This window comes from Mycolicibacterium pyrenivorans, assembly GCF_025821625.1.
GTDB lineage: Bacteria > Actinomycetota > Actinomycetes > Mycobacteriales > Mycobacteriaceae > Mycobacterium > Mycobacterium pyrenivorans.
The window spans coordinates 13,883-31,142 of record NZ_JACKSH010000236.1; the positions used below are offsets into that span (position 1 = coordinate 13,883).

20 protein-coding genes and 1 pseudogene are annotated in these 17,260 nt (G+C 68.0%); 7 read left to right on the plus strand and 14 right to left on the minus strand.

Going from position 1 to position 17,260, the window contains the following annotated elements:
- Window positions 1-3 precede the first annotated feature (3 nt).
- From H7I57_RS25305 to H7I57_RS25325, 5 genes are all read right to left on the minus strand, one after another.
- Entirely contained in the window at window positions 4-828 is an 825-nt protein-coding gene (locus tag H7I57_RS25305; protein ID WP_264026903.1) for an acyl-CoA thioesterase, read from the minus strand.
- Between the two features lie 69 nt (window positions 829-897).
- Window positions 898-1,353 carry a cyanase gene (gene cynS, locus H7I57_RS25310; RefSeq protein WP_264026904.1) on the minus strand — a complete coding sequence of 152 codons (456 nt, stop codon included), beginning with the start codon at window positions 1,351-1,353 and terminating at the stop codon, window positions 898-900.
- Window positions 1,350-2,204 carry a formate/nitrite transporter family protein gene (locus H7I57_RS25315; RefSeq protein ID WP_264026905.1) on the minus strand — a complete coding sequence of 285 codons (855 nt, stop codon included), beginning with the start codon at window positions 2,202-2,204 and terminating at the stop codon, window positions 1,350-1,352. Before H7I57_RS25315 ends, cynS begins: the two co-directional genes overlap by 4 nt.
- A 230-nt stretch (window positions 2,205-2,434) precedes the next feature.
- Window positions 2,435-3,355, minus strand: coding sequence for an oxygenase MpaB family protein (locus H7I57_RS25320; protein ID WP_264026907.1), 921 nt, complete (start codon window positions 3,353-3,355; stop codon window positions 2,435-2,437).
- Window positions 3,356-3,378: 23 nt separating this feature from the next.
- Window positions 3,379-4,053 carry an alpha/beta hydrolase gene (locus H7I57_RS25325; protein WP_264026909.1) on the minus strand — a complete coding sequence of 225 codons (675 nt, stop codon included), beginning with the start codon at window positions 4,051-4,053 and terminating at the stop codon, window positions 3,379-3,381.
- A gap of 145 nt (window positions 4,054-4,198) precedes the next feature.
- On the opposite strand from H7I57_RS25325, the gene H7I57_RS25330 reads away from it, so the two are divergent.
- Together H7I57_RS25330 and H7I57_RS25335 are read left to right on the plus strand one after the other, a co-directional pair.
- Window positions 4,199-4,765 (plus strand): hemerythrin domain-containing protein, encoded by a 567-nt coding sequence (locus H7I57_RS25330; RefSeq protein ID WP_264026910.1) that lies wholly within the window; start codon window positions 4,199-4,201, stop codon window positions 4,763-4,765.
- A 180-nt stretch (window positions 4,766-4,945) separates the two neighbouring features.
- Window positions 4,946-7,132 (plus strand): catalase, encoded by a 2,187-nt coding sequence (locus tag H7I57_RS25335; protein ID WP_264026911.1) that lies wholly within the window; start codon window positions 4,946-4,948, stop codon window positions 7,130-7,132.
- Window positions 7,133-7,209: 77 nt separating this feature from the next.
- On the opposite strand, the gene H7I57_RS25340 is transcribed toward H7I57_RS25335, so the two are convergent.
- The 4 genes from H7I57_RS25340 to H7I57_RS25355 all read right to left on the minus strand — a co-directional run bounded on the left by H7I57_RS25340 (window position 7,210) and on the right by H7I57_RS25355 (window position 11,101).
- Window positions 7,210-7,503, minus strand: a complete 294-nt coding sequence (locus H7I57_RS25340; RefSeq protein WP_264026912.1) for a DUF4235 domain-containing protein — start codon at window positions 7,501-7,503, stop codon at window positions 7,210-7,212.
- A gap of 129 nt (window positions 7,504-7,632) precedes the next feature.
- Window positions 7,633-9,624 (minus strand): DUF7064 domain-containing protein, encoded by a 1,992-nt coding sequence (locus H7I57_RS25345; RefSeq protein WP_264026914.1) that lies wholly within the window; start codon window positions 9,622-9,624, stop codon window positions 7,633-7,635.
- A gap of 68 nt (window positions 9,625-9,692) precedes the next feature.
- The gene (locus H7I57_RS25350) at window positions 9,693-10,421 is read right to left on the minus strand and encodes a cutinase family protein (protein ID WP_264026916.1); all 729 of its coding nucleotides are present in this window, start codon (window positions 10,419-10,421) and stop codon (window positions 9,693-9,695) included.
- Window positions 10,422-10,534: 113 nt separating this feature from the next.
- The gene (locus tag H7I57_RS25355) at window positions 10,535-11,101 is read right to left on the minus strand and encodes a hypothetical protein (RefSeq protein ID WP_264026918.1); all 567 of its coding nucleotides are present in this window, start codon (window positions 11,099-11,101) and stop codon (window positions 10,535-10,537) included.
- A gap of 48 nt (window positions 11,102-11,149) precedes the next feature.
- On the opposite strand from H7I57_RS25355, the gene H7I57_RS25360 reads away from it, so the two are divergent.
- Both H7I57_RS25360 and H7I57_RS25365 read left to right on the plus strand, forming a co-directional pair.
- Window positions 11,150-11,698 carry a TetR/AcrR family transcriptional regulator gene (locus tag H7I57_RS25360; RefSeq protein ID WP_264026920.1) on the plus strand — a complete coding sequence of 183 codons (549 nt, stop codon included), beginning with the start codon at window positions 11,150-11,152 and terminating at the stop codon, window positions 11,696-11,698.
- A gap of 151 nt (window positions 11,699-11,849) precedes the next feature.
- Window positions 11,850-12,455 carry a zinc ribbon domain-containing protein gene (locus H7I57_RS25365; RefSeq protein ID WP_264026922.1) on the plus strand — a complete coding sequence of 202 codons (606 nt, stop codon included), beginning with the start codon at window positions 11,850-11,852 and terminating at the stop codon, window positions 12,453-12,455.
- 101 nt (window positions 12,456-12,556) lie between these two features.
- On the opposite strand, the gene H7I57_RS25370 is transcribed toward H7I57_RS25365, so the two are convergent.
- Window positions 12,557-13,429 (minus strand): universal stress protein, encoded by an 873-nt coding sequence (locus tag H7I57_RS25370; protein WP_264026923.1) that lies wholly within the window; start codon window positions 13,427-13,429, stop codon window positions 12,557-12,559.
- 40 nt (window positions 13,430-13,469) lie between these two features.
- Window positions 13,470-14,375, minus strand: coding sequence for a universal stress protein (locus tag H7I57_RS25375; protein WP_264026925.1), 906 nt, complete (start codon window positions 14,373-14,375; stop codon window positions 13,470-13,472).
- 217 nt (window positions 14,376-14,592) lie between these two features.
- Here H7I57_RS25375 and H7I57_RS25380 point away from each other — a divergent pair, with 217 nt between their 5' ends.
- From H7I57_RS25380 to H7I57_RS25390, 3 genes are read left to right on the plus strand one after another with little or no spacing between them, the layout of a single operon-like run.
- Window positions 14,593-15,531, plus strand: a complete 939-nt coding sequence (locus H7I57_RS25380) for an alpha/beta fold hydrolase (protein WP_264026929.1) — start codon at window positions 14,593-14,595, stop codon at window positions 15,529-15,531.
- A gap of 32 nt (window positions 15,532-15,563) precedes the next feature.
- Window positions 15,564-15,947, plus strand: a complete 384-nt coding sequence (locus tag H7I57_RS25385) for a YidH family protein (protein ID WP_264026931.1) — start codon at window positions 15,564-15,566, stop codon at window positions 15,945-15,947.
- A gap of 1 nt (window position 15,948) precedes the next feature.
- Window positions 15,949-16,281 carry a DUF202 domain-containing protein gene (locus tag H7I57_RS25390; RefSeq protein ID WP_264026933.1) on the plus strand — a complete coding sequence of 111 codons (333 nt, stop codon included), beginning with the start codon at window positions 15,949-15,951 and terminating at the stop codon, window positions 16,279-16,281.
- A 9-nt stretch (window positions 16,282-16,290) separates the two neighbouring features.
- On the opposite strand, the gene H7I57_RS25395 is transcribed toward H7I57_RS25390, so the two are convergent.
- The 3 genes and pseudogenes from H7I57_RS25395 to H7I57_RS25405 form a co-directional block, all read right to left on the minus strand.
- Complete coding sequence (locus H7I57_RS25395; RefSeq protein ID WP_264026935.1) at window positions 16,291-16,704, minus strand: DUF302 domain-containing protein; 414 nt, start codon at window positions 16,702-16,704, stop codon at window positions 16,291-16,293.
- Window positions 16,705-16,733: 29 nt separating this feature from the next.
- Window positions 16,734-17,003: a metal-sensitive transcriptional regulator gene (locus H7I57_RS25400; protein WP_264026936.1), complete on the minus strand. Its 270-nt coding sequence runs from the start codon at window positions 17,001-17,003 to the stop codon at window positions 16,734-16,736.
- A 62-nt stretch (window positions 17,004-17,065) separates the two neighbouring features.
- A pseudogene (locus H7I57_RS25405) lies at window positions 17,066-17,260 on the minus strand (sulfite exporter TauE/SafE family protein); the annotation flags it as partial.

Sequence of the window (17,260 nt, forward strand, 5' to 3'; positions counted from 1 at the left end):
TTGTCACCGTGGTGGCAGGAAGTACATCTCCTGCCTCACGGTGCACACCAGATCGCCGCCGCGGTTGAACATCGTTCCGCTCGCCAGGGCGAGCGAGTCGGCGCTGCTCGGTGAACTCTGTTCGTAGAGCAGCCAATCCGATAGATCCGCCGGTGCGTGAAACCACACCGAGTGGTCGCGCTGTGCCGACACGCCGATACCCCCGCGCGCCGCGTACGCCGGTTCGGTGAGCGTCACCGCCGACAGGTAGGCCACCAGGCTGGCGGTCAGTGCGGGGTCGTCCGGGACCTCGCCGTCCGGCCGCCACCAGATCCGCGACTGCGCGGGCGGTGTCCGGTCGGCGTCGACGATCCGTCGTTCGAACCAGCGCAGGCTTGCCCACTGCCCTTTCGTGACCTCATCGGATTCGGCGAAATGCGGTGGCACCTTGGGCAGCGACTCCGGCTCGGGCACCTGGGGAATCGGCGGCTGGTAGGAAACCTGAGCGGCCGCGGCGTCGGCGATCTTGAAAGACGACATCGCCTCGAGCAGGATCTGGTCGCCCTGGCGGGCGGTGACCCTGCGGGCTGAAAAGGTCCGGCCCTCTTGCAGATCGGTCACGTCGAAGTCGACCGGTCTGCGGGAGTCGCCGGGCCGCAGGAAGTAGGTGTGCACGCTGTGGGGCATGCGGCCCGGTGCGGTGATGCTCGCCGCCAGCAGAGCCTGAGCGGAGATGTGCCCGCCCAGGATGTGGTTGGCCGGGGCCGGGAGCTGCGTGCCGGCGAAGCCACGGGGTCCGCCTCGTGCGAGTTGCAGGGTGGCGAGCACGTCGCCGAGCGAAGAGGACATCGGCAGCAATCCTGCCCGACCGGTCTCCCAGCGCGAGCACCGGAGCGGCCTGGTGCGCGTTTCGCGGCGCTAGCCGTCGGCGGCGGTCCACGCGTACGGCAGGAACTTGCCGTCGAACGTGACCACTACGCGGTCCCCGTCGGGGTGAGGTTTGCGCGCAACGTCGATGCTGAAGTTGATCGCGCTCATGATGCCGTCGCCGAACTCCTCGTGGATGAGTTCCTTGATCGCGCCGCCGTACACCTGAAGTGCTTCGTAGAAGCGGTAGATCGTCGGATCGGTCGGAACCGCGGTGGGCAGCCCGCCCCGCATCGGTACCGCGGCAAGCACGGGAACCGCAGCCTCGTCCAGGCCGAGCATGTCCACCAGCACCTTGCCTGCGTCCACCGGAATGGGGTGCTGACCCAGCAGCGCCGAGATCGTCCACACGACCGGCTTGTCGATGGCCTCCGCGAGCTGCTGCCAGGTCAACCCCTTGGCCAGGCGGCCGGCGACGATCTCGGCGGTGAGGTCGTCGCGCGTCATGCGTTGGCCGGGACCGGGATGTCGAAATCGGCCGGATCAGCCGGGCGGTTGCGTTCCCCGCCGGTGCGGGCATGCGTCGCGTACAGCGTCAGGCCGACGAACGCGAGGCCACCGACGAGATTTCCTACCACAGTGGGGATCTCATTCCAGATGAAGTAGTCGGCGATCGAGAAGTCGCCGCCGAGCATGAGGCCCGACGGGAACAGGAACATGTTCACGACGGAATGCTCGAAGCCCATGTAGAAGAACAGCATGATCGGCATCCACATCGTGATGACCTTGCCGGAGACCGACGTGGACATCATCGCCGCGACGACGCCGGTGGAGACCATCCAGTTGCACAGCACGCCGCGAATGAAGAGCGTCAGCATCCCGGCGGCACCGTGATCGGCGTAGCCGACCGTCCGGCTGGTGCCGATCTCACCGAGCTTCAGGCCCACCTCGTTCGGATCCACCGTGAATCCATACGTCAGCGTGATGGCGATCATCACCGCGACGGTCAGCGCCCCGAGGAAATTGCCGACGAAGACCAGACCCCAATTGCGGAGCAACGACCTGACTGTCACTCCTCGCCGCTTGTCGAGCAGCGCGAGGGGGACCAGGGTGAAAACCCCGGTGAGGAGGTCGAATCCCATCAGGTAGAGCAGACAGAAGCCGACCGGGAACAGGACCGCGCCGAGCAGGGCGTTCCCGGTCTGCACGGTGATCGTGACGGCGAACGCGGCGGCCAGCGCGAGAATCGCGCCGGCCATGTAGGCGCGGATCACGGTGTCCCTGGTCGACATGAACACCTTGTTCTCGCCGGCGTCGATCATCTTGGTGACGAACTGCGGCGGGTCCACATAGGACATGACGTCGCTTCTCCTCGAGTTTCAGTGCGGGGGCCGGCTTCAGGGAGGCCGTGATCTGGACCGCCGGGGCCCGCGTCGTCGGTGGCCCCAGAGGCGTTCACTATCCGGATCAGCGTGACCTGCGGCCGTGACGTCGATGTGAACTCGTCGACAGGATCGCGTCACAAAGTCATCACCGCCGCCGGCACGCCCCTGTGAGGCTCGGGGTCGCCCAGGGCCCGAGACGCAGGTCAGCGGCGTGCGGGCGAGTCCGATCGCCGCGGGGCTGTGTCTGATCGGCTCGCGGCTGTGTCCGATCGGCCCGGGGCCAGAGCCCAACGGATGCCTCCGACCAGCAGCCGACCCGATCCGCGCACCACGGTGGCCTCCACGGGCGGCAAGTACGGCAGCCACAGCGGTGCCCGCGCCCACGACGGCAGCATCGCGACCGATGTGGTGGCCAGCACCGCGTAGGGGGCCCGGGCGAGCAGGGGCAACGGCGGGGTCAACAGCAGGAACCGCGCCGCTTCCCGGGCGGCGGCGGTGCTCTTCAACTCGGGGCGGTACGTCTCGATGCGTTCGCCGAGTTCCCGTCCGGTGCGCGGCGGGTCGGGGACACCCAACGCCATCGCCACCCGGGCCGTGTCCGCGACGTAGTCGTCGCATCCCCGCCGATCCAGCGGCTCGGCCCCGTAGAGCTGGTGGGCGCGCAGAAAGCTGTCGATCTCCGCGATGTGCACCCACTCCAGCAGATGCGGATCGGTCGCGTGGTAGGCCCGGCCATCGGGAGACGTCCCGCGCACCCGTCGGTGGATGCCGCGCACCCGGTCGACGGCGCGCTGCGCGTCGGTGGCCGTGCCGAAGGTGGTCTCCGCCAGGAACGTGCTGGTGCGGGCCAGCCGTCCCCACGGGTCGCCCCGGTAGTCCGAGTGCTCGGCCACCCCCGCCATGGCCAGCGGATGCAGTGACTGGAGCAGCAGCGCGCGCAGGCCCCCGACGAACATCGACGCGTCGGCGTGCACCCGCCGGATCGGTCGATCGTCGGAGAACCACCGAGGTCCCGGGGTGTCGTGAATCCGCGCCCGGTTGTCCGGACCTTCGGGCCCGGCGACCATGCCGAACACCGCCTGGCCGATGCGCCTGCGCACCGTGCCGACATCGGGTATCACCATGACTGCCATTGTGGCCTCGTCCGTCAACGTCCGAGCGCGGTGGCGATGTGGTCTGCGACGTCGACGGCGACGCGGTGTGTCTGCGGATCCTGCGCCGGGAGGTAGCGGTCAGCGGTCGCGTCGTACCTGGCCCCGGCGATGGCGCCATGATCGGTCTCCAGTTCGATGACCCGGACCGGCCAGCCGACCTTCTCGAGTTCGGCCGCGAACGCTCGGCTGGCTGCTGCGGGTACGACGTCGTCGGCGAGGCCGTGCAGCAGGGTGAATGGAGCTCCCACCTCGGCTGCGGCCAGGCTCTCGGTCAGATCGTCACCGGAGATGGGGTCGCGCACCATGAAGGCACCCGCCAGGCACACCGTGTGGGACAACACCACGCCGTACCGGGCGGCCCGGATGGTGAGTCCCGCGGCCGCGACCGCCCCCAGTGACCAACCGACAAGCGCGAGACCCTCGGGGCGGTCGGACCAGGCGCGCGCGAAGTCGACGGAGCGAAGCAGATCGTCGCGCCCGCTGTCGTCTGCGTGTGAATTCCAATCGGGTGCCACGACACCGAGGCCACGCCGGGCGAGCAGTTCGGCCAGTGGTCGGACGGTGTCGCGGGCATCGGTCTGGGTGCCGTGCCACAGCAACACCGTCGGTTCGGAGGGGCGGCCGAAGACGTCGGCGGAGCGCAGCGGCGCGTACTCGAGGGTGTGCACCAGTCCAGGATGCCCACATTTGTCGCACAGACCACAACCCTCCGGGGTGCCGGCGGAGTTTCCGCGCGGCCCATCGCGGGTAGATCAGGAGTCAGCGCACAGCCCCTCGCGCACCCAATCAGCTCAATCACGGAGGTAGTCCATCGTGGCTCGGAAACCCGTCAACAGCTCAGGTGACGTCGTCACCTACCTGAAGGAACAGCACGAGACGATCAAGGCACTGTTCGTCCAAACCCTTGATGCGAAGAACGCCGAAGACCAGCAGGAGGCCTTCACCCGGCTGCGGACGCTGCTCGCCGTGCACGAGACGGCCGAGGAGATGATGGTCCACCCGCGGGTGCGGCGCAAGATCGACGGCGGTGAGCAGATCGCCGACGCCCGTCTCACCGAAGAGCACGATGCCAAGGTCGCGTTGAGTGAGCTGGAGAAGATTCCCTGCGGCACAGCCGACTTCAGCAAGGCGCTGATTCACCTTCAGGCGGCCGTGCTCGAGCACGCCGACCGCGAAGAGGCTGAGGAGTTCACGTTGCTCGAGGAGCAGCTCGACGACGCGGAGCTGGCGAAGATGGCCTCGGCGGTGGCGGTGGCGGAGCGGATCGCTCCCACTCATCCGCACGCCGGAGTGGAGTCGGCGTTCGCCAACTTCGCCGTGGGGCCGTTCGCCTCGCTGCTGGACCGGGCGCGTGACGCGCTGCGCGGCAACGCCGCCTGACGCGAGCCCCACGGATCGACGAACTGGCCTCGGCGGATGCCGAGACCAGTCGGCGTGTGGTCGGCGTTTGGCAGGCCCGCCAGCGGGTATCACAAGGATCCGGCGTGCAGACCCCGCGTCGCCTCATGGCCCGACATGGCGGCCATCACCGAACCGAACCCTGAGATGCTTGGAGCACTGATGCCCCCGACTCGTAACCGAGACCAGAACGCCCCGGCCGCTGTAGGACCTGCTGGCTCGTCCGAAAGTGCCGCAGGGCAACCAGATTCACGTGCGCAGACCGGACGGTACCTGACCACGGCGCAAGGCCTGAGGCTGCCGGACACCGATCACTCGCTCAAGGCCGGCAACCGCGGGCCGACGCTGATGGAGGACTTCCACCTCCGTGAGAAGATCACCCACTTCGACCACGAGCGCATCCCGGAGCGGGTGGTGCACGCCCGCGGCGCCGCCGCACACGGCACGTTCGAGGCCTACGGCAACGCCTCCAAGATCACCAAGGCCGGCTTCCTGGCCACCAAGGGCAAGCAGACCGAGGTGTTCTGCCGGTTCTCCACCGTGCTCGGCTCGCGCGGTTCGGCAGACACCGTGCGGGACACGCGGGGTTTCGCGGTGAAGTTCTACACCGACGAGGGCAACTTCGACCTAGTCGGCAACAACATGCCGGTGTTCTTCATTCAGGACGGCATCAAGTTCCCCGACATCATCCACGCCGGGAAACCGCATCCCGACCGCGAGATACCGCAGGCTCAGTCGGCGCACGACACGTTCTGGGATTTCGTGTCACTGCACCCCGAGGCGACCCATCACGTGTTCTGGAACATGAGCGACCGCGGCATCCCGCGCTCGTTTCGGACGATGGAAGGCTTTGGCGTGCACACCTTCCGACTGGTCAACGCCAAGGGGCAGACCAGCCTGGTGAAATTCCACTGGAAGCCCATCGCCGGCGTGCACTCGCTGGTGTGGGAGGAAGCGCAGATCACCGCTGGTGTGGATCCGGACTTCCACCGTCGCGACATGGCCGACGGCATCGAGGCCGGCGCTCCGCTCGAGTACGAACTCGGCGTCCAGGTGATGCCCGACGACGGCACCGAGACCTTCGAGGGAATCGACCTACTCGACCCGACCAAGATCGTCCCCGAGGAACTCGCGCCGGTCCAGCTGATCGGCAAGCTGACCCTGGACCGCAACCCGACGAACTACTTCGCCGAGACGGAGCAGGTCGCGTTCCACACCGGAAACCTGGTCCCCGGAATCGAGGTCACCAACGACCCGCTGATGCAGGCGAGGCTGTTCTCCTACCTCGACACCCAGTTGACGCGGCTGGGTGGGCCGAACTTCACCCAGCTGCCCATCAACCGGCCGCACTGCCCGGTGAACGACATGCTCCGCGACGGCATGCATCAGACCGCCGTCCACACCGGCCAGGCACCGTACCTGCGCAACAGCATCGACGGTGGTGAACCACTGGTGGCCACGGCCGACGAAGGTGGGTACGTCCCCACTCCGCGGCCCGTGGACGGTCCGGTCGAACGAGCTCAACCCGTCTCGTTCGACGACCACTTCAGCCAGCCCGCGATGTTCTACCGCAGCCTCACCAAGGTCGAGCAGGTGCACATCATCGAGGCGTTCACGTTCGAGCTGGGTAAGTGCTACGAGAAGGCCATCAAGGAACGCGAACTGGAGGTGCTCGCCAACGTCGACACCGACCTCTGCCGCCAGGTCGCCGAAGGTCTGGGACTGCCTGCACCGCAGGGCAATCCACCCGAGGACGTCGTCACGTCGGCAGCCCTGTCGCAGATCGTCACCACGCCGGGCCCGGTCGCGGGTCGCAAGGTCGCGGTGATCGCCGACGCCGGCTCCGATCTCGCGAGCATCGCGACGCTGACGAAGGCCATGGACAAGCTGGGGGTCGAGGTGCTGGTCACCGCGCCCGTCGGCGGCACCTTGAAGTCGGGACGCCGCTCGGTGGTGGTGAACCGCACCTTCGCGACCGCGCGCTCGATCGAGTTCGACGCGGCAGTCATCGCGGCGGGCACGACACCCACCGCCGACATCAAGCTCGTGGTGATGCTGCAGGAGCTCTTCAGGCACTGCAAGGCGCTGGGTGCGTGGGGCGACGGCGTCTCGCTACTCGATGCTGCGGGCATCGACCGCGGCGCCCCGGGCGTGCTCGTCAGCAGCGATGCGGACAAGGCCTTCAGCGCCGAGTTGGTCAGCGCGTTGGGGCTGCATCGGGTGTGGGAGCGGGCCGATGCCGTGATGGCCTCGCAGGTGCCGCCGTCGAAATCTGCCGCCACGAAGTCGGCCCCGCGCAAGCGCGGGTTGGTCAAGAAGGGCACGCGGCGGGCTCGTTCGGCCAAGTGATCCGACGACCCTGACGATCGATGGGCGCTTCTGACCTGGTCAGAAGCGCCCATCGACTCGGGTCCGTGAGGTTGCGGTCAGCTACCCGGCCATTCGCCGGTCGCCCTCTCGAACATCCGCGCCCCCTGACGGTCGATGATCGTCTTCACCACCGAATAGATCGCACCCTGGATGGCGGCCGCGAGGAGGATCTCCTTGAACGGGTACTCGGTCTCCAAAGGCTTTGGCGGATCGGACTTCTCGCCCGGTGCGGCGTGCTTCCACACCTGCTTGAAGATCATTCCGGCGACCAACCCGCCGAGGATCGAGCTGATCAGCCCGATCGGACGGTAAAGCACCTTCGCCGATGTGCTGGACTTTTGGACGGCCATGTCTACCACTCCTTCGAGGTGTGGGTACGACTCCACACTGCGTCACTCCTAGCCTTACCGTGATGCCCTGGCCGTCGCGAACTAAACATGGAACGGGGGGCAGGGCCGCCTCCGACCGCCCGGCCGCGGTCAGCGCGCGTTGCGGTTCCACTCCAACCAGCCGATGCCGGTGCGCCCGTCCCCGGTGGTGATCGCCGCCCAGGCGCGGGGGAATTGACTGACCCGGCCGTCCGCGGCGGTCAGCTGTACCGGTGCGTGACCGCGGATGTCGACCTCGAGCGTGAGGTCGGCGGGCTGCAGGGTCAGCGTCGTCGCAACCGGTAACCCGTTGTCTGCGAATACGGCCTTCGCGCTCACTTCCGTCAGCTCGGCGAGCGGGGCGCCCGCCGGCTGCAGGTAGCCGACACTCATCGGCGGTGCGCTGGGGATGCGTATGTCAACGCCGTGGATGTGGGTGCCGTCGTCGAGGTGCAGGGCGTTCCACACCCAGTCCATGCTCCACCAGTCGCGCACGCCCCACGAATGGTCGCGTTGTCCGGCGACCGCGTCGAGACGGAACTCCCTGCCGTCGGCGATCACCGATCCCGAAACAGTGCAGGCGATTTCGTACCGCGGGGCGATGCGGTACCGGTACGGAGTGCCCGCGGTGGTCCAGATGAGGTCCATCGTCAGCTCCGTCGGCCTGCCCGGCTCGCCGCGCAGAAGGGCGGCGGGGTCGTCGAAGGCTTCGCCGCGTCCCTGAACCGTCACCCGGTAGGTCTGCAGTGGTGCCGTCGCGTCCAACCTGAGATGTGCTGTCTCGGTGTGCACTTCGGCCGGGTTGGCGGGCAGTGGGGCAGCGAAGTCGACGATCGCGACCGTCGGCATGTCCGGGCCGCACACCAGGGCGTTGATCCAGGCGGTGTTCTGATTGGGCACCAACCCGAGCCGGACCCACCCGCCGACTCCCTGGCGGTCGTCGGCGAAGTCGAAGTACCAGCTCTCGTTCCACAGCTCCTCCCCGCCGGGTGCGTGCGGGCCCTCGTCCCCGGCGGCCGGGCGCAGTGGTTCGGGCATCGAGGCCTCCGGCAGAACCGCCAGTGCGTCCGTGTCGAGCACATGGTCGCAGTGCCGTTGCAGCATGGTCATGAACATCTGATCGCCGCGGTCGGTGCGTTCGACGAGCATGGACGAGACGATCGCCATCATCACGCCGAAGAAGCTCTGCCGGCGCACGCCGTCACGCACAGTGTCGAGATCGATCGGCGTCTGCTCACCGAGCGCCTGATGGTAGGCACGCAGCAGGGCGTCGTAGTGGTCTCGGCGCGTCTCGGCGGGCAGGGCGCAGCCGAGGAAGTAGGCGAGGTCGGTGAACGCCGGGCCCCAGGTGACGGTCTGCCAGTCCACCACGGTCAGCGGCCGGTCGGCGCCGGGCCGGCCGAACAGCATGTTGTCGAGCCGGTAGTCGCCGTGGATCAGCCCGTGCACGCGATCGGCCGATGCCTCGGCGGCGAGGTGGGCGTCGAACGCGGCCACCAGTCGCTCGCACACCACACGGTGCGCCGGGGCGATCGTCTCGCCGTAGCGGTCGGAGAACCCGGCCCACAGCTGGGCGACCAGCGCCTGATTCAGCGGCGACTCGCGGTTGAGCCATTCGGCGCCTGCCAGCGCGACGTCGCCGAGCAGCGTTCCGTGCACCCGGCCGAGTTGGGCCACCGCCAACGCTGCCTCGTCGACCGTGGCCCCGCGGAGCTCGTCGCCGACGGCCGCGGGAGCGGCGTCGCCGAGCAGCAGATCGAAGGCTCCGGTCTCGGGATCGTAGGCCGCGTGGTGGCACGGCGCCACCGGCCCGGACAGGCCGGGTGCGATATCGGTGTAGAACCGGACCTCCCGCTCGTAGAGTCCGAGCGCCAGTCCGGTCTGCCTGCTGCTGGAGTCGGTGGCGGCCACTTTGAGCACCACCGACTCCGGTCCGGTCGCGTCGCCGTCGACGTAGGTGAGCGAGATGCGGTAGCACTCGCTCATCTGACCGGTTCCGATGCGTTCGAACGTGAAACCGGCGACTGCACCGCCGAGAACAACCGACAGCCAGTCGGTGGTGAGGTCGGCGGGGCGTTCGACGAGGTCTGCAGTGCGAGCCACGGGACGAACCTAGCAGTGAGCCCGATAACACCGTTGACGGGTGTCAACATTGGCACCCGGGGCGATCTCTATCGGGGTGCGGCCGCCTGATCGACGGACCGCGCGGAGCCGCCCTTCGGCAGCTTGCCCACCACGAACTCGGCCGCCTGGTCGGTCATACCCCTGATCGTGTAGGCCCCGTGGGCGCCGTTGTCTCCACCCGTCGGCGAGCAGACGGGGTCCTCGGGGATGCACAGGTCGAGGGTCTTCCCGGCGTAGCGGGGACCGACGTCGATGGGCGGTGCGCCGGTGTAGATCAACTGGAGGAACCCACTCGAGGGCTTGCCCAGCAACGTCACTGCCGCGACGTGATCGGCCACCGACGGCGGCATCGGCCCGCTCATGCCGGGCGGTGGGGTGTAACCCTCGGGGATGGCGTCCTCGGTGATGTAGGCCGCGACCGCCGCACCCTGGGAGTAGCCACCGAGCACGATCTTCGTGGCGGGGCAGTTCTGCGACATCTCGACGACGCGATTGCTCGCGTCGATGACCCCGGCCGCAGCCGTGGCAAAGTCAAGCGACGCAGGGTAATTCACGGCATAGACGTCGACCGACTTACCGTTCGTCTTTGCTCGCAGTGAATCCACGAACGCCTGTCCGGTGGCGCCGACGCCGGGAGGCTCGAACGTGCCCCGCGCGAAGACCACCTCGACATCAGGACAGGGAGCCGCGTACGCGGGGGCAGCGACGACGGGTGATCCCGCCAGTGCCACCACGATCGACGCCGTGCCTGCCAACCAACGACCAATTCTGCTCATCAAGACCGCCTGTTCTCGTAGCTAACCGCGGCCGGCGCCATTGCTCCCCGACGGGCGGCGGGGTGTACGCCGCAGGATCCACTCTACAAAACTCGGTCGAAAGATGAACTATGTTATTTACCAGCACTTAACGTCGCAGCGGCTGGACCGCGGGCCGCTCGCTCGAGCAGTTCGAGCACGGTGTTCACATGGGTTTTTTCGATCCCCGCCCACATCACGCGGGTCGCCCACAACCGGTGGTGAACGAAGGTGGCGAAGAGCAGCCCATCCGGCTTCAGAGAGAACAGCAGCTCGCCAGGCATTCCGATGCGCGAATCCCTGCCGAGGAGTACGTGTTCTGCGGTCGAACGCCGTATCGCCCAGCCCAGTACCGTTTCGGCGGACCCGGTCGATCTCAGACCGAGTGCCGACCATCCGGTGAGCAGCCTTGCCCGGCTGGTCGCCGGGGCCTCCTCGAGGACGCCCCTGGCCCAGTCCCGCACCGTCCAGTCGGGATGGGCGCCGGCGTCGACGCGAAAGGCGTCGGCATAGTCGACGCGCGGCAGGGTGCTCAGCTCACGAAGACCCGCAGGCACGGCGATCCGGAAGGCCAGTTCTTGGGAGTCGTTGGCGGCGTGGGGTATTCGCCAGGGTTGATTGGTGTGCGATGACGACGCAGGCGGCGCCTGAAAATGATCCATACACTACTGTATGTATCCTTCTCGGGCGTTGTCAACTAGGAAGTAGGAATGCCTGCATCCACGCGCACATCACGTGAGGACTGGATCGGGGCCGGGCTGGCCGCACTCGCGGTAGGCGGTCCGGACGCGGTGCGCGTCGACGTTCTCGCCCAGACCCTGGGGGTGACGCGCGGCGGGTTCTATCACCAGTTCCAGAGCCGGTCCGCCTTCCTCGATGCGCTCCTCGACACGTGGGAGCGCAGGAGCACCGAGGAAGTGCGTGATCGCGTCGACCGGGAGGGCGGCGATCCGCGCCGAAAGGTCGCACGCGCGGGCATGTTGACGTTCTCCGCGGATCTCCTGCCCGTCGATCTCGCGGTCCGCGACTGGGCCCGTCGCGACGCCACCGTCGCAGCCCGGCTGCGACGCGTCGACAACCACCGCATGGGCTACCTGCGCGATCTGATCTCGCAGTACTGCACCGACCCCGACGAGGTCGAGGCACGCGGCATGCTCGCCTTCACGCTCGCGATCGGCAACCACTTCGTGGCAGCCGAACACCCCGGCAGCACCCGCGCCGACGTGCTCAAACATGCGACCCGGTTGCTCTTGGGATGAGCGCGCAGGGCACAGAGGTCAAAGGTCCCTTCACCCGCCGGTCCGCTGGACCCTGTGTCGTGGGGCTCCCAGGGGGCACGATGGATGTCATGACGAGCGACACGGTCACCGAACGCGCCCTTCGGCGATGTCGCCTTGCGGGCGGACGCTGATGGCCGAGTGCCCTGACGGCCACCCGAACCCGGCGGGTTGGGAGTTCTGCAACGAGTGCGGAGCGCCGATCGACGCCGCCGCCGACGAGCTGGAACGCCGCTACTGGGGCCGGACGCGGTGGGCGATCGCCGGCATCGGCGTCCTCGTCGCGATCGCCGTCATCGGCGGGGGGAGCGTCCTTGCCGTGACGCTCGACGAAAGGCGTTCCGCCAGTTCGACTCCGTCGAACGCAGACCAGAGCGCCATCGACGAGTGGGCCGCTGTGGCGGGCGCCCACGTGACGGAGATGGAGAACGTCCTCGAAGACACGCAGAACGCCCTGGACAGTTTCGACCGGCGGGGATTGCAGACGGCGTGCGAGAACCTGCACGAGGTGGCGGCGGTGGACCTGCCGGCGCATCTGCCGTCACCGGACCCGGATCTGACCAGCGAACTGACCGCCGCCGCCGAGGACGCGCACACCGCGGCACATATGTGCCTCGCGACGATGGCGGGATCGACCAACAACTCCAGCAGCGAATTCGTGACCCACGTCGACGAAGCCGTCAGGAACGTCGCGGCGGCGCAGCTGCGCATCAAGCGTGCGCTGCGCGGCGATTCCTGAGCTGACCGGGGTTTTCCGCCGGAATTGCATTCCGGCAGGCTGTTTCGCGAAATTCCGCTGCCGGAATGCAATTCCGGCGAAGAGGGGGACCGCAGGGGGCCCTAGAACGAAGCCTCCCACTGGCGGGGCACCACCATGACCGGGCGCTCACCGGTGTGCAGTGTCGCCATGGCGACACTGCCCAGCACGAGTTCCCGTGCCACGGAACGGCCGCGCGATCCGACGACGATGACGGCCGCATCGCGCCCGCGGGCGGCGGCGATCAGCGCATCGGCGATCGCGTGCCCGCGGAACCCACGGCCGTGATCCACCCTGAGCGCAGTCACCCTCGGTCCCGACCCTCTGACATCGGCCGGTGATGCCGTGTCGTCGGCTTCCTCACCGACCGAGACCAGCAGCACGTCGCGTTGCGGGAACAGGCGTGTGGCCGCCGTAAACGCCGCCTCGGCACCGGGCGAGCCGTCCCAGCCCACCACAACCGGCCCTTCGGGCAGCGCGGCGTACTCCGTGGTCAGCATCGGATGCGGGACGACGAGCATCGGCCGCGCGCTGTAGTGCACCACCATGTCGGAGACGCTGCCCAGCACCGCCTGGGTGCCACCGAGCCCGCGAGAGCCGACGAGGACGAGGTCCGCATCGACCTCCTCGGCGGCCTGCGCGATCCGCCAGCCCTCGCCGCCCCAGCTCCGTTTCAGCAGCGGCTCGGCCTCCCAGCCGGCGGCGCGGGCCAACGTCACCCCCGTCGCGACGAGCCGTTGCGCCTCGTGCTGACCCTCCTGTTCGACCATCGCGATCAACTCGTTGACGTCGCGGGCGCGGGCCCGCAGCCGACGGCGGACCTTGTCACTGGCGAACGGCGGTACCCACAGATAGGTGATCCAGCCGTGTGCCCCGGGGAACAGCAACCCGCCCGCGTCGATCGCTGCGCCCGCCTCCGGCGAGCCGTCGTAACCCATGACCACCCGGATCGCCATCACCTACCTCCACGATCCCGACGACGAATTCTGTTGCAAATCAATGCTCATAGGGCTCGCGGGCGACGATCACCGGGACCTGCGCCGAGTGCACCACGGTCCGGGCGACCGAACCGAGCAGCATGCCGGGAAACCCGCCGCGGCCGTGGCTGCCGACCACCACCAGCTGGGCGTCCTGCGCCTGTTCGAGCAGCCGGGGCGCCGGCCGATCGCTGACCACGACCTTGCGCACCGTCACGTCGGGGTACCGGCTCCGCCAGCCACTGAGACGTTCGGCGAGCACTTCCTGCTCCTGCTCCTTGACGTTGCGCCACTCGATGGGCGACCAGTTGATGCTGGGGAACTCGAGGCGGGTCATGTCGGTCCACGCGTGCAGCGCAACCAACCCCACACCGCGCCGCGAGGCTTCGTCGAACGCTATCCCGGTGGCCAGTTCCGAGGTGGGCGAGCCGTCGATGCCCACCACGACCGGCGCGGTGGACGTCGGGGCCATTTCGTCGTGGATCACCGCCACTGGACAGTGAGCGTGGTGCACCACCCCTGCGCTCACCGATCCCAGAAGGGCGCCGGCCAGTCCCTCCTCGCCGCGACAGCCCACCACGATCATGTCGGCATCTCGGGAAAGATCGACAAGGCCTGGGACGGCGGGTGCGTGCACCACCTCGCTCGTCACCTGTGCAGCTCCAGCGGGTGCGGCCTCGACAGCGACCTTGTGGGCCTGCTCGAGGACCTGGCGCGCCTCGTCGTCCTGCCATTGCGCGTACACATCCGTCGGGAACGCCGACCACCCCTCGGCGACAGCGGTCAGCGGAGTGACGACGTGAACCACCCTCAGCGGTACGTTGCGCATCTCGGCGTCACGAGCGGCCCATGCGACGGCCGCCTTCGATGTGGACGACGCGTCGACGCCGACGACGATGCCGCGGCCCGTTTCGTGCGCTGGCATGACAGAGTTCCTCTCATTTGGCCCGTCGGCCGGCAGACCCACGGATCACGGTGCTCACAGTAGGCAGTGATCGCCGATATGACAGGAGGCATTGGTCCTCAACCTGTGGTCCCATGGCGCCCTTGCCGGGGCTCGACAGCCGTAGTCGAATAGGACGTCGACACCCGAGGGGGGCACCCGTGATGGCTTCGATGGGCATCATCAGCCGGTCGCGTCTATGACCGAGTTCCACACCAGCCCGGTGTCCTTCCGATCGGAGGGCATCCGTTGCGCCGGGGTGCTGTACCGGCCCGCGAGCGCTCGGCAGGAGGTGCCCTGCGTGGTGCTGGCGCACGGCTTCTCCGGCACCATGGACTGGATCGTCCCGGACTTCGCGAGCCGGTTCGCCGCCGGCGGTCTAGGCGCGTTGATCTTCGACTACCGCTATCTGGGGGCCAGCGAGGGCCGACCGCGAAAGTTGATCAGCACCTCTCGCCAACGCACCGATCTGCGCAACGCGGTGGACTTCGCCCGCGGGTGCGACGGCATCGACGCCGGCCGGATCGCACTCTGGGGGACCTCGCTGGGTGGCGGCCATGTACTCGATCTCGCGGCGCACGAACCCTCGATTGCGGCGGTCGTCGCCAACGTGCCGGCGATCGACCTCGTCCGCGGAGCGGCCGGTCGCGCGACGCGACCGGGACTGCAACCCAGCGGCATGCAGACAGCCATCGCGACCGCCAGGCTGCTGGGAGCGGCGGCACTCGACGCCGCCGCCGGTGTGCTGCGGCGACCACCGCATTACATCCGCGTCTACGGGCCGCTCGGCCAGGCCGTATTCAGCGATCCGTCGCTCGACGGCCTGTTCGCCACGTTGGAACAGAACTCTCCCACCTGGCGAAACAGGGTCACACCACGGTTCCTGTTCACCGCGCCGCGTTACCGGAAAGGTGTGCTCGACCGGATCAGCGCACCGCTACTGGTGACTCTGGCTCGCGACGACGAGGTCATTTCCAGCGCCTACATCAGGCGCAAGGTGGCCGAGGTCCCTCACCACGAAATCCGCGAGTACCCCGTCAGCCACTTCGAGATGTACCACGGAGGTGTGCAGGAAGAGGTCGCAGCCGACCAACTCGCCTTCATGCGGCGGCAGCTCATGTCGCACGAAGTACGCTGACCGTCGATGTGCGTTCGAGGAAAGGCGGGCCGATGAGTCCGGCCGATCACGAACAGCCGGCCGGACCGGCCGGCGAGGGGGAGCCGGACTACCGCTTCACGCTGGCGAACGAGCGGACCTTCCTGGCCTGGATCCGCACGGCACTGGCGTTGATCGCCGGCGGCATCGCCGTCGTGCAATTCGTACCGGCCTTCGGGATTCCCGGCGTGCGCCACGGCCTGGCGGTGGCGCTGACCGCCGGCGGTGGGGTGCTCGCGGCGCTGGCAGTGCGGCGCTGGCAACGCGTTCAAGCCGCGATGCGTCGCGACGAGGACCTGCCGCCGACCCACGTTCCGGCGTTGCTCGGCGGTGCGATCTTCGTGGTGACCGTGGTGGTCCTCGCGGTGCTGGTCATCTGGCCGCCGTCGGGGCAATGACATGCGTGCCCAAGCGCCCGATAAGCCCGGTCTGGCCGCAGAGCGGACGCTGTTGTCCTGGGAGAGAAGCGCATTGGGCTTCCTGGTCGGCGGCGCACTGGTGTTGTTGCGGCAACACGGGCCCCTGGGCCCCGGACGGGCAGTGCTGTCGGTCACCGCGATGCTGCTCGCGATGCTCGTCCTCGCGCTCGGCTACCGGCGATCGCGACAGATCAGAGCCGCACCGGTCGTCGAGGCGGTCATCCGCGCTCCGCGCGCGGAGGTGCTGCTGATCGGCGCGGCCACCGTCGCCTTCGCGACGGCAGTCATCGGAGCGCTGCTGTTCGCAGCGTGACGAGGCCGGTTACCCGGCGTCAGCGGACTCCAGGGAGTCGATGGCAGCCTGCAATTTGGCCGCGGCCTCGTCGGCGACCTCGCGTAAGCCGGACTTGTCCGAGACCTGGACCATCACCTGGGGATCCATCGCGTCGACGATCACGGTGTCGCCACCGGCCGCGGTGTCGGCACGGACTGCGACGTTGCAGGGCAGTAGCAATCCGATCTGCCGGTCCGCGTTGACCGCGCGGTGGGCAAGCGGCGGGTTGCAGGCACCGAGGATGACGTAGTCCTCCATGTCCTCGTCGAGCTTGGCCTTCAGCGTGGCCTTCATGTCGATCTCGGTCAGGACACCGAAACCCTGATCTGCCAGCGCTTTGCGGGTTCTTTCGACGGCGTCCTCGAACGTGGTGTGCAGCGTCGTTGACAGTGCGTAGCTCACAACTCCTCCAAATTCTCCGCCGATGTGTGTCAGGCCAGGGCCAGGAACAGCTTCTCCAACTCGGCTTCGGTCATCGGCCGCTGACCGTCAGCGGCCTCTCCGGTCAGGCATTCCCGCAATCCGGTCGCGACAATCTTGAAGCCGGCCTTGTCCAACGCACGTGACACAGCAGCGAGCTGCGTGACGACGTCCTTGCAGTCCCGCCCCTGCTCGATCATCGAGATCACTCCGGAGAGTTGTCCCTGAGCCCTGCGCAGCCTGTTCAATACCGCGGCGATTGCGTCCTCGTCACCAACCATGGTGTTGCTCCTCTCTACGGACGGTATAGCCATGGTACCCGCGGGGGTATTCCTCGTCGGGGTCAAGCAGCGGTTGCGGGGTGGACCGGGTCCGCCGTGTGCCTGCGCAGCGGACAACGGTCAGTACGGCTGCACACGTAGGTCACGACGGCGGCGACTGCGGTGAGTGCTGCTGCGGCGATTCCGACGGCTGGGTGGATTTCTTGGGCGAGGATGACGGAGGACATTGTGAGTACGAACCAGCCGAAGCCTTTGCG

Coding starts and splice junctions, on each gene's coding strand:
- H7I57_RS25320 (WP_264026907.1), bottom strand. CDS start 3,355: ATGGTGATACCCGATGTCGGCACGGTGCGCAGGCGCATCGGCCAGGCG.
- H7I57_RS25375 (WP_264026925.1), bottom strand. CDS start 14,375: ATGCCAGCGCACGAAACGGGCCGCGGCATCGTCGTCGGCGTCGACGCG.
- H7I57_RS25360 (WP_264026920.1), top strand. CDS start 11,150: ATGCCTGCATCCACGCGCACATCACGTGAGGACTGGATCGGGGCCGGG.
- H7I57_RS25365 (WP_264026922.1), top strand. CDS start 11,850: ATGGCCGAGTGCCCTGACGGCCACCCGAACCCGGCGGGTTGGGAGTTC.
- H7I57_RS25355 (WP_264026918.1), bottom strand. CDS start 11,101: ATGGATCATTTTCAGGCGCCGCCTGCGTCGTCATCGCACACCAATCAA.
- H7I57_RS25400 (WP_264026936.1), bottom strand. CDS start 17,003: ATGGTTGGTGACGAGGACGCAATCGCCGCGGTATTGAACAGGCTGCGC.
- H7I57_RS25315 (WP_264026905.1), bottom strand. CDS start 2,204: ATGTCCTATGTGGACCCGCCGCAGTTCGTCACCAAGATGATCGACGCC.
- H7I57_RS25340 (WP_264026912.1), bottom strand. CDS start 7,503: ATGGCCGTCCAAAAGTCCAGCACATCGGCGAAGGTGCTTTACCGTCCG.
- H7I57_RS25305 (WP_264026903.1), bottom strand. CDS start 828: ATGTCCTCTTCGCTCGGCGACGTGCTCGCCACCCTGCAACTCGCACGA.
- cynS (WP_264026904.1), bottom strand. CDS start 1,353: ATGACGCGCGACGACCTCACCGCCGAGATCGTCGCCGGCCGCCTGGCC.
- H7I57_RS25370 (WP_264026923.1), bottom strand. CDS start 13,429: ATGGCGATCCGGGTGGTCATGGGTTACGACGGCTCGCCGGAGGCGGGC.
- H7I57_RS25390 (WP_264026933.1), top strand. CDS start 15,949: ATGCGTGCCCAAGCGCCCGATAAGCCCGGTCTGGCCGCAGAGCGGACG.
- H7I57_RS25335 (WP_264026911.1), top strand. CDS start 4,946: ATGCCCCCGACTCGTAACCGAGACCAGAACGCCCCGGCCGCTGTAGGA.
- H7I57_RS25350 (WP_264026916.1), bottom strand. CDS start 10,421: ATGAGCAGAATTGGTCGTTGGTTGGCAGGCACGGCGTCGATCGTGGTG.
- H7I57_RS25385 (WP_264026931.1), top strand. CDS start 15,564: ATGAGTCCGGCCGATCACGAACAGCCGGCCGGACCGGCCGGCGAGGGG.
- H7I57_RS25380 (WP_264026929.1), top strand. CDS start 14,593: ATGACCGAGTTCCACACCAGCCCGGTGTCCTTCCGATCGGAGGGCATC.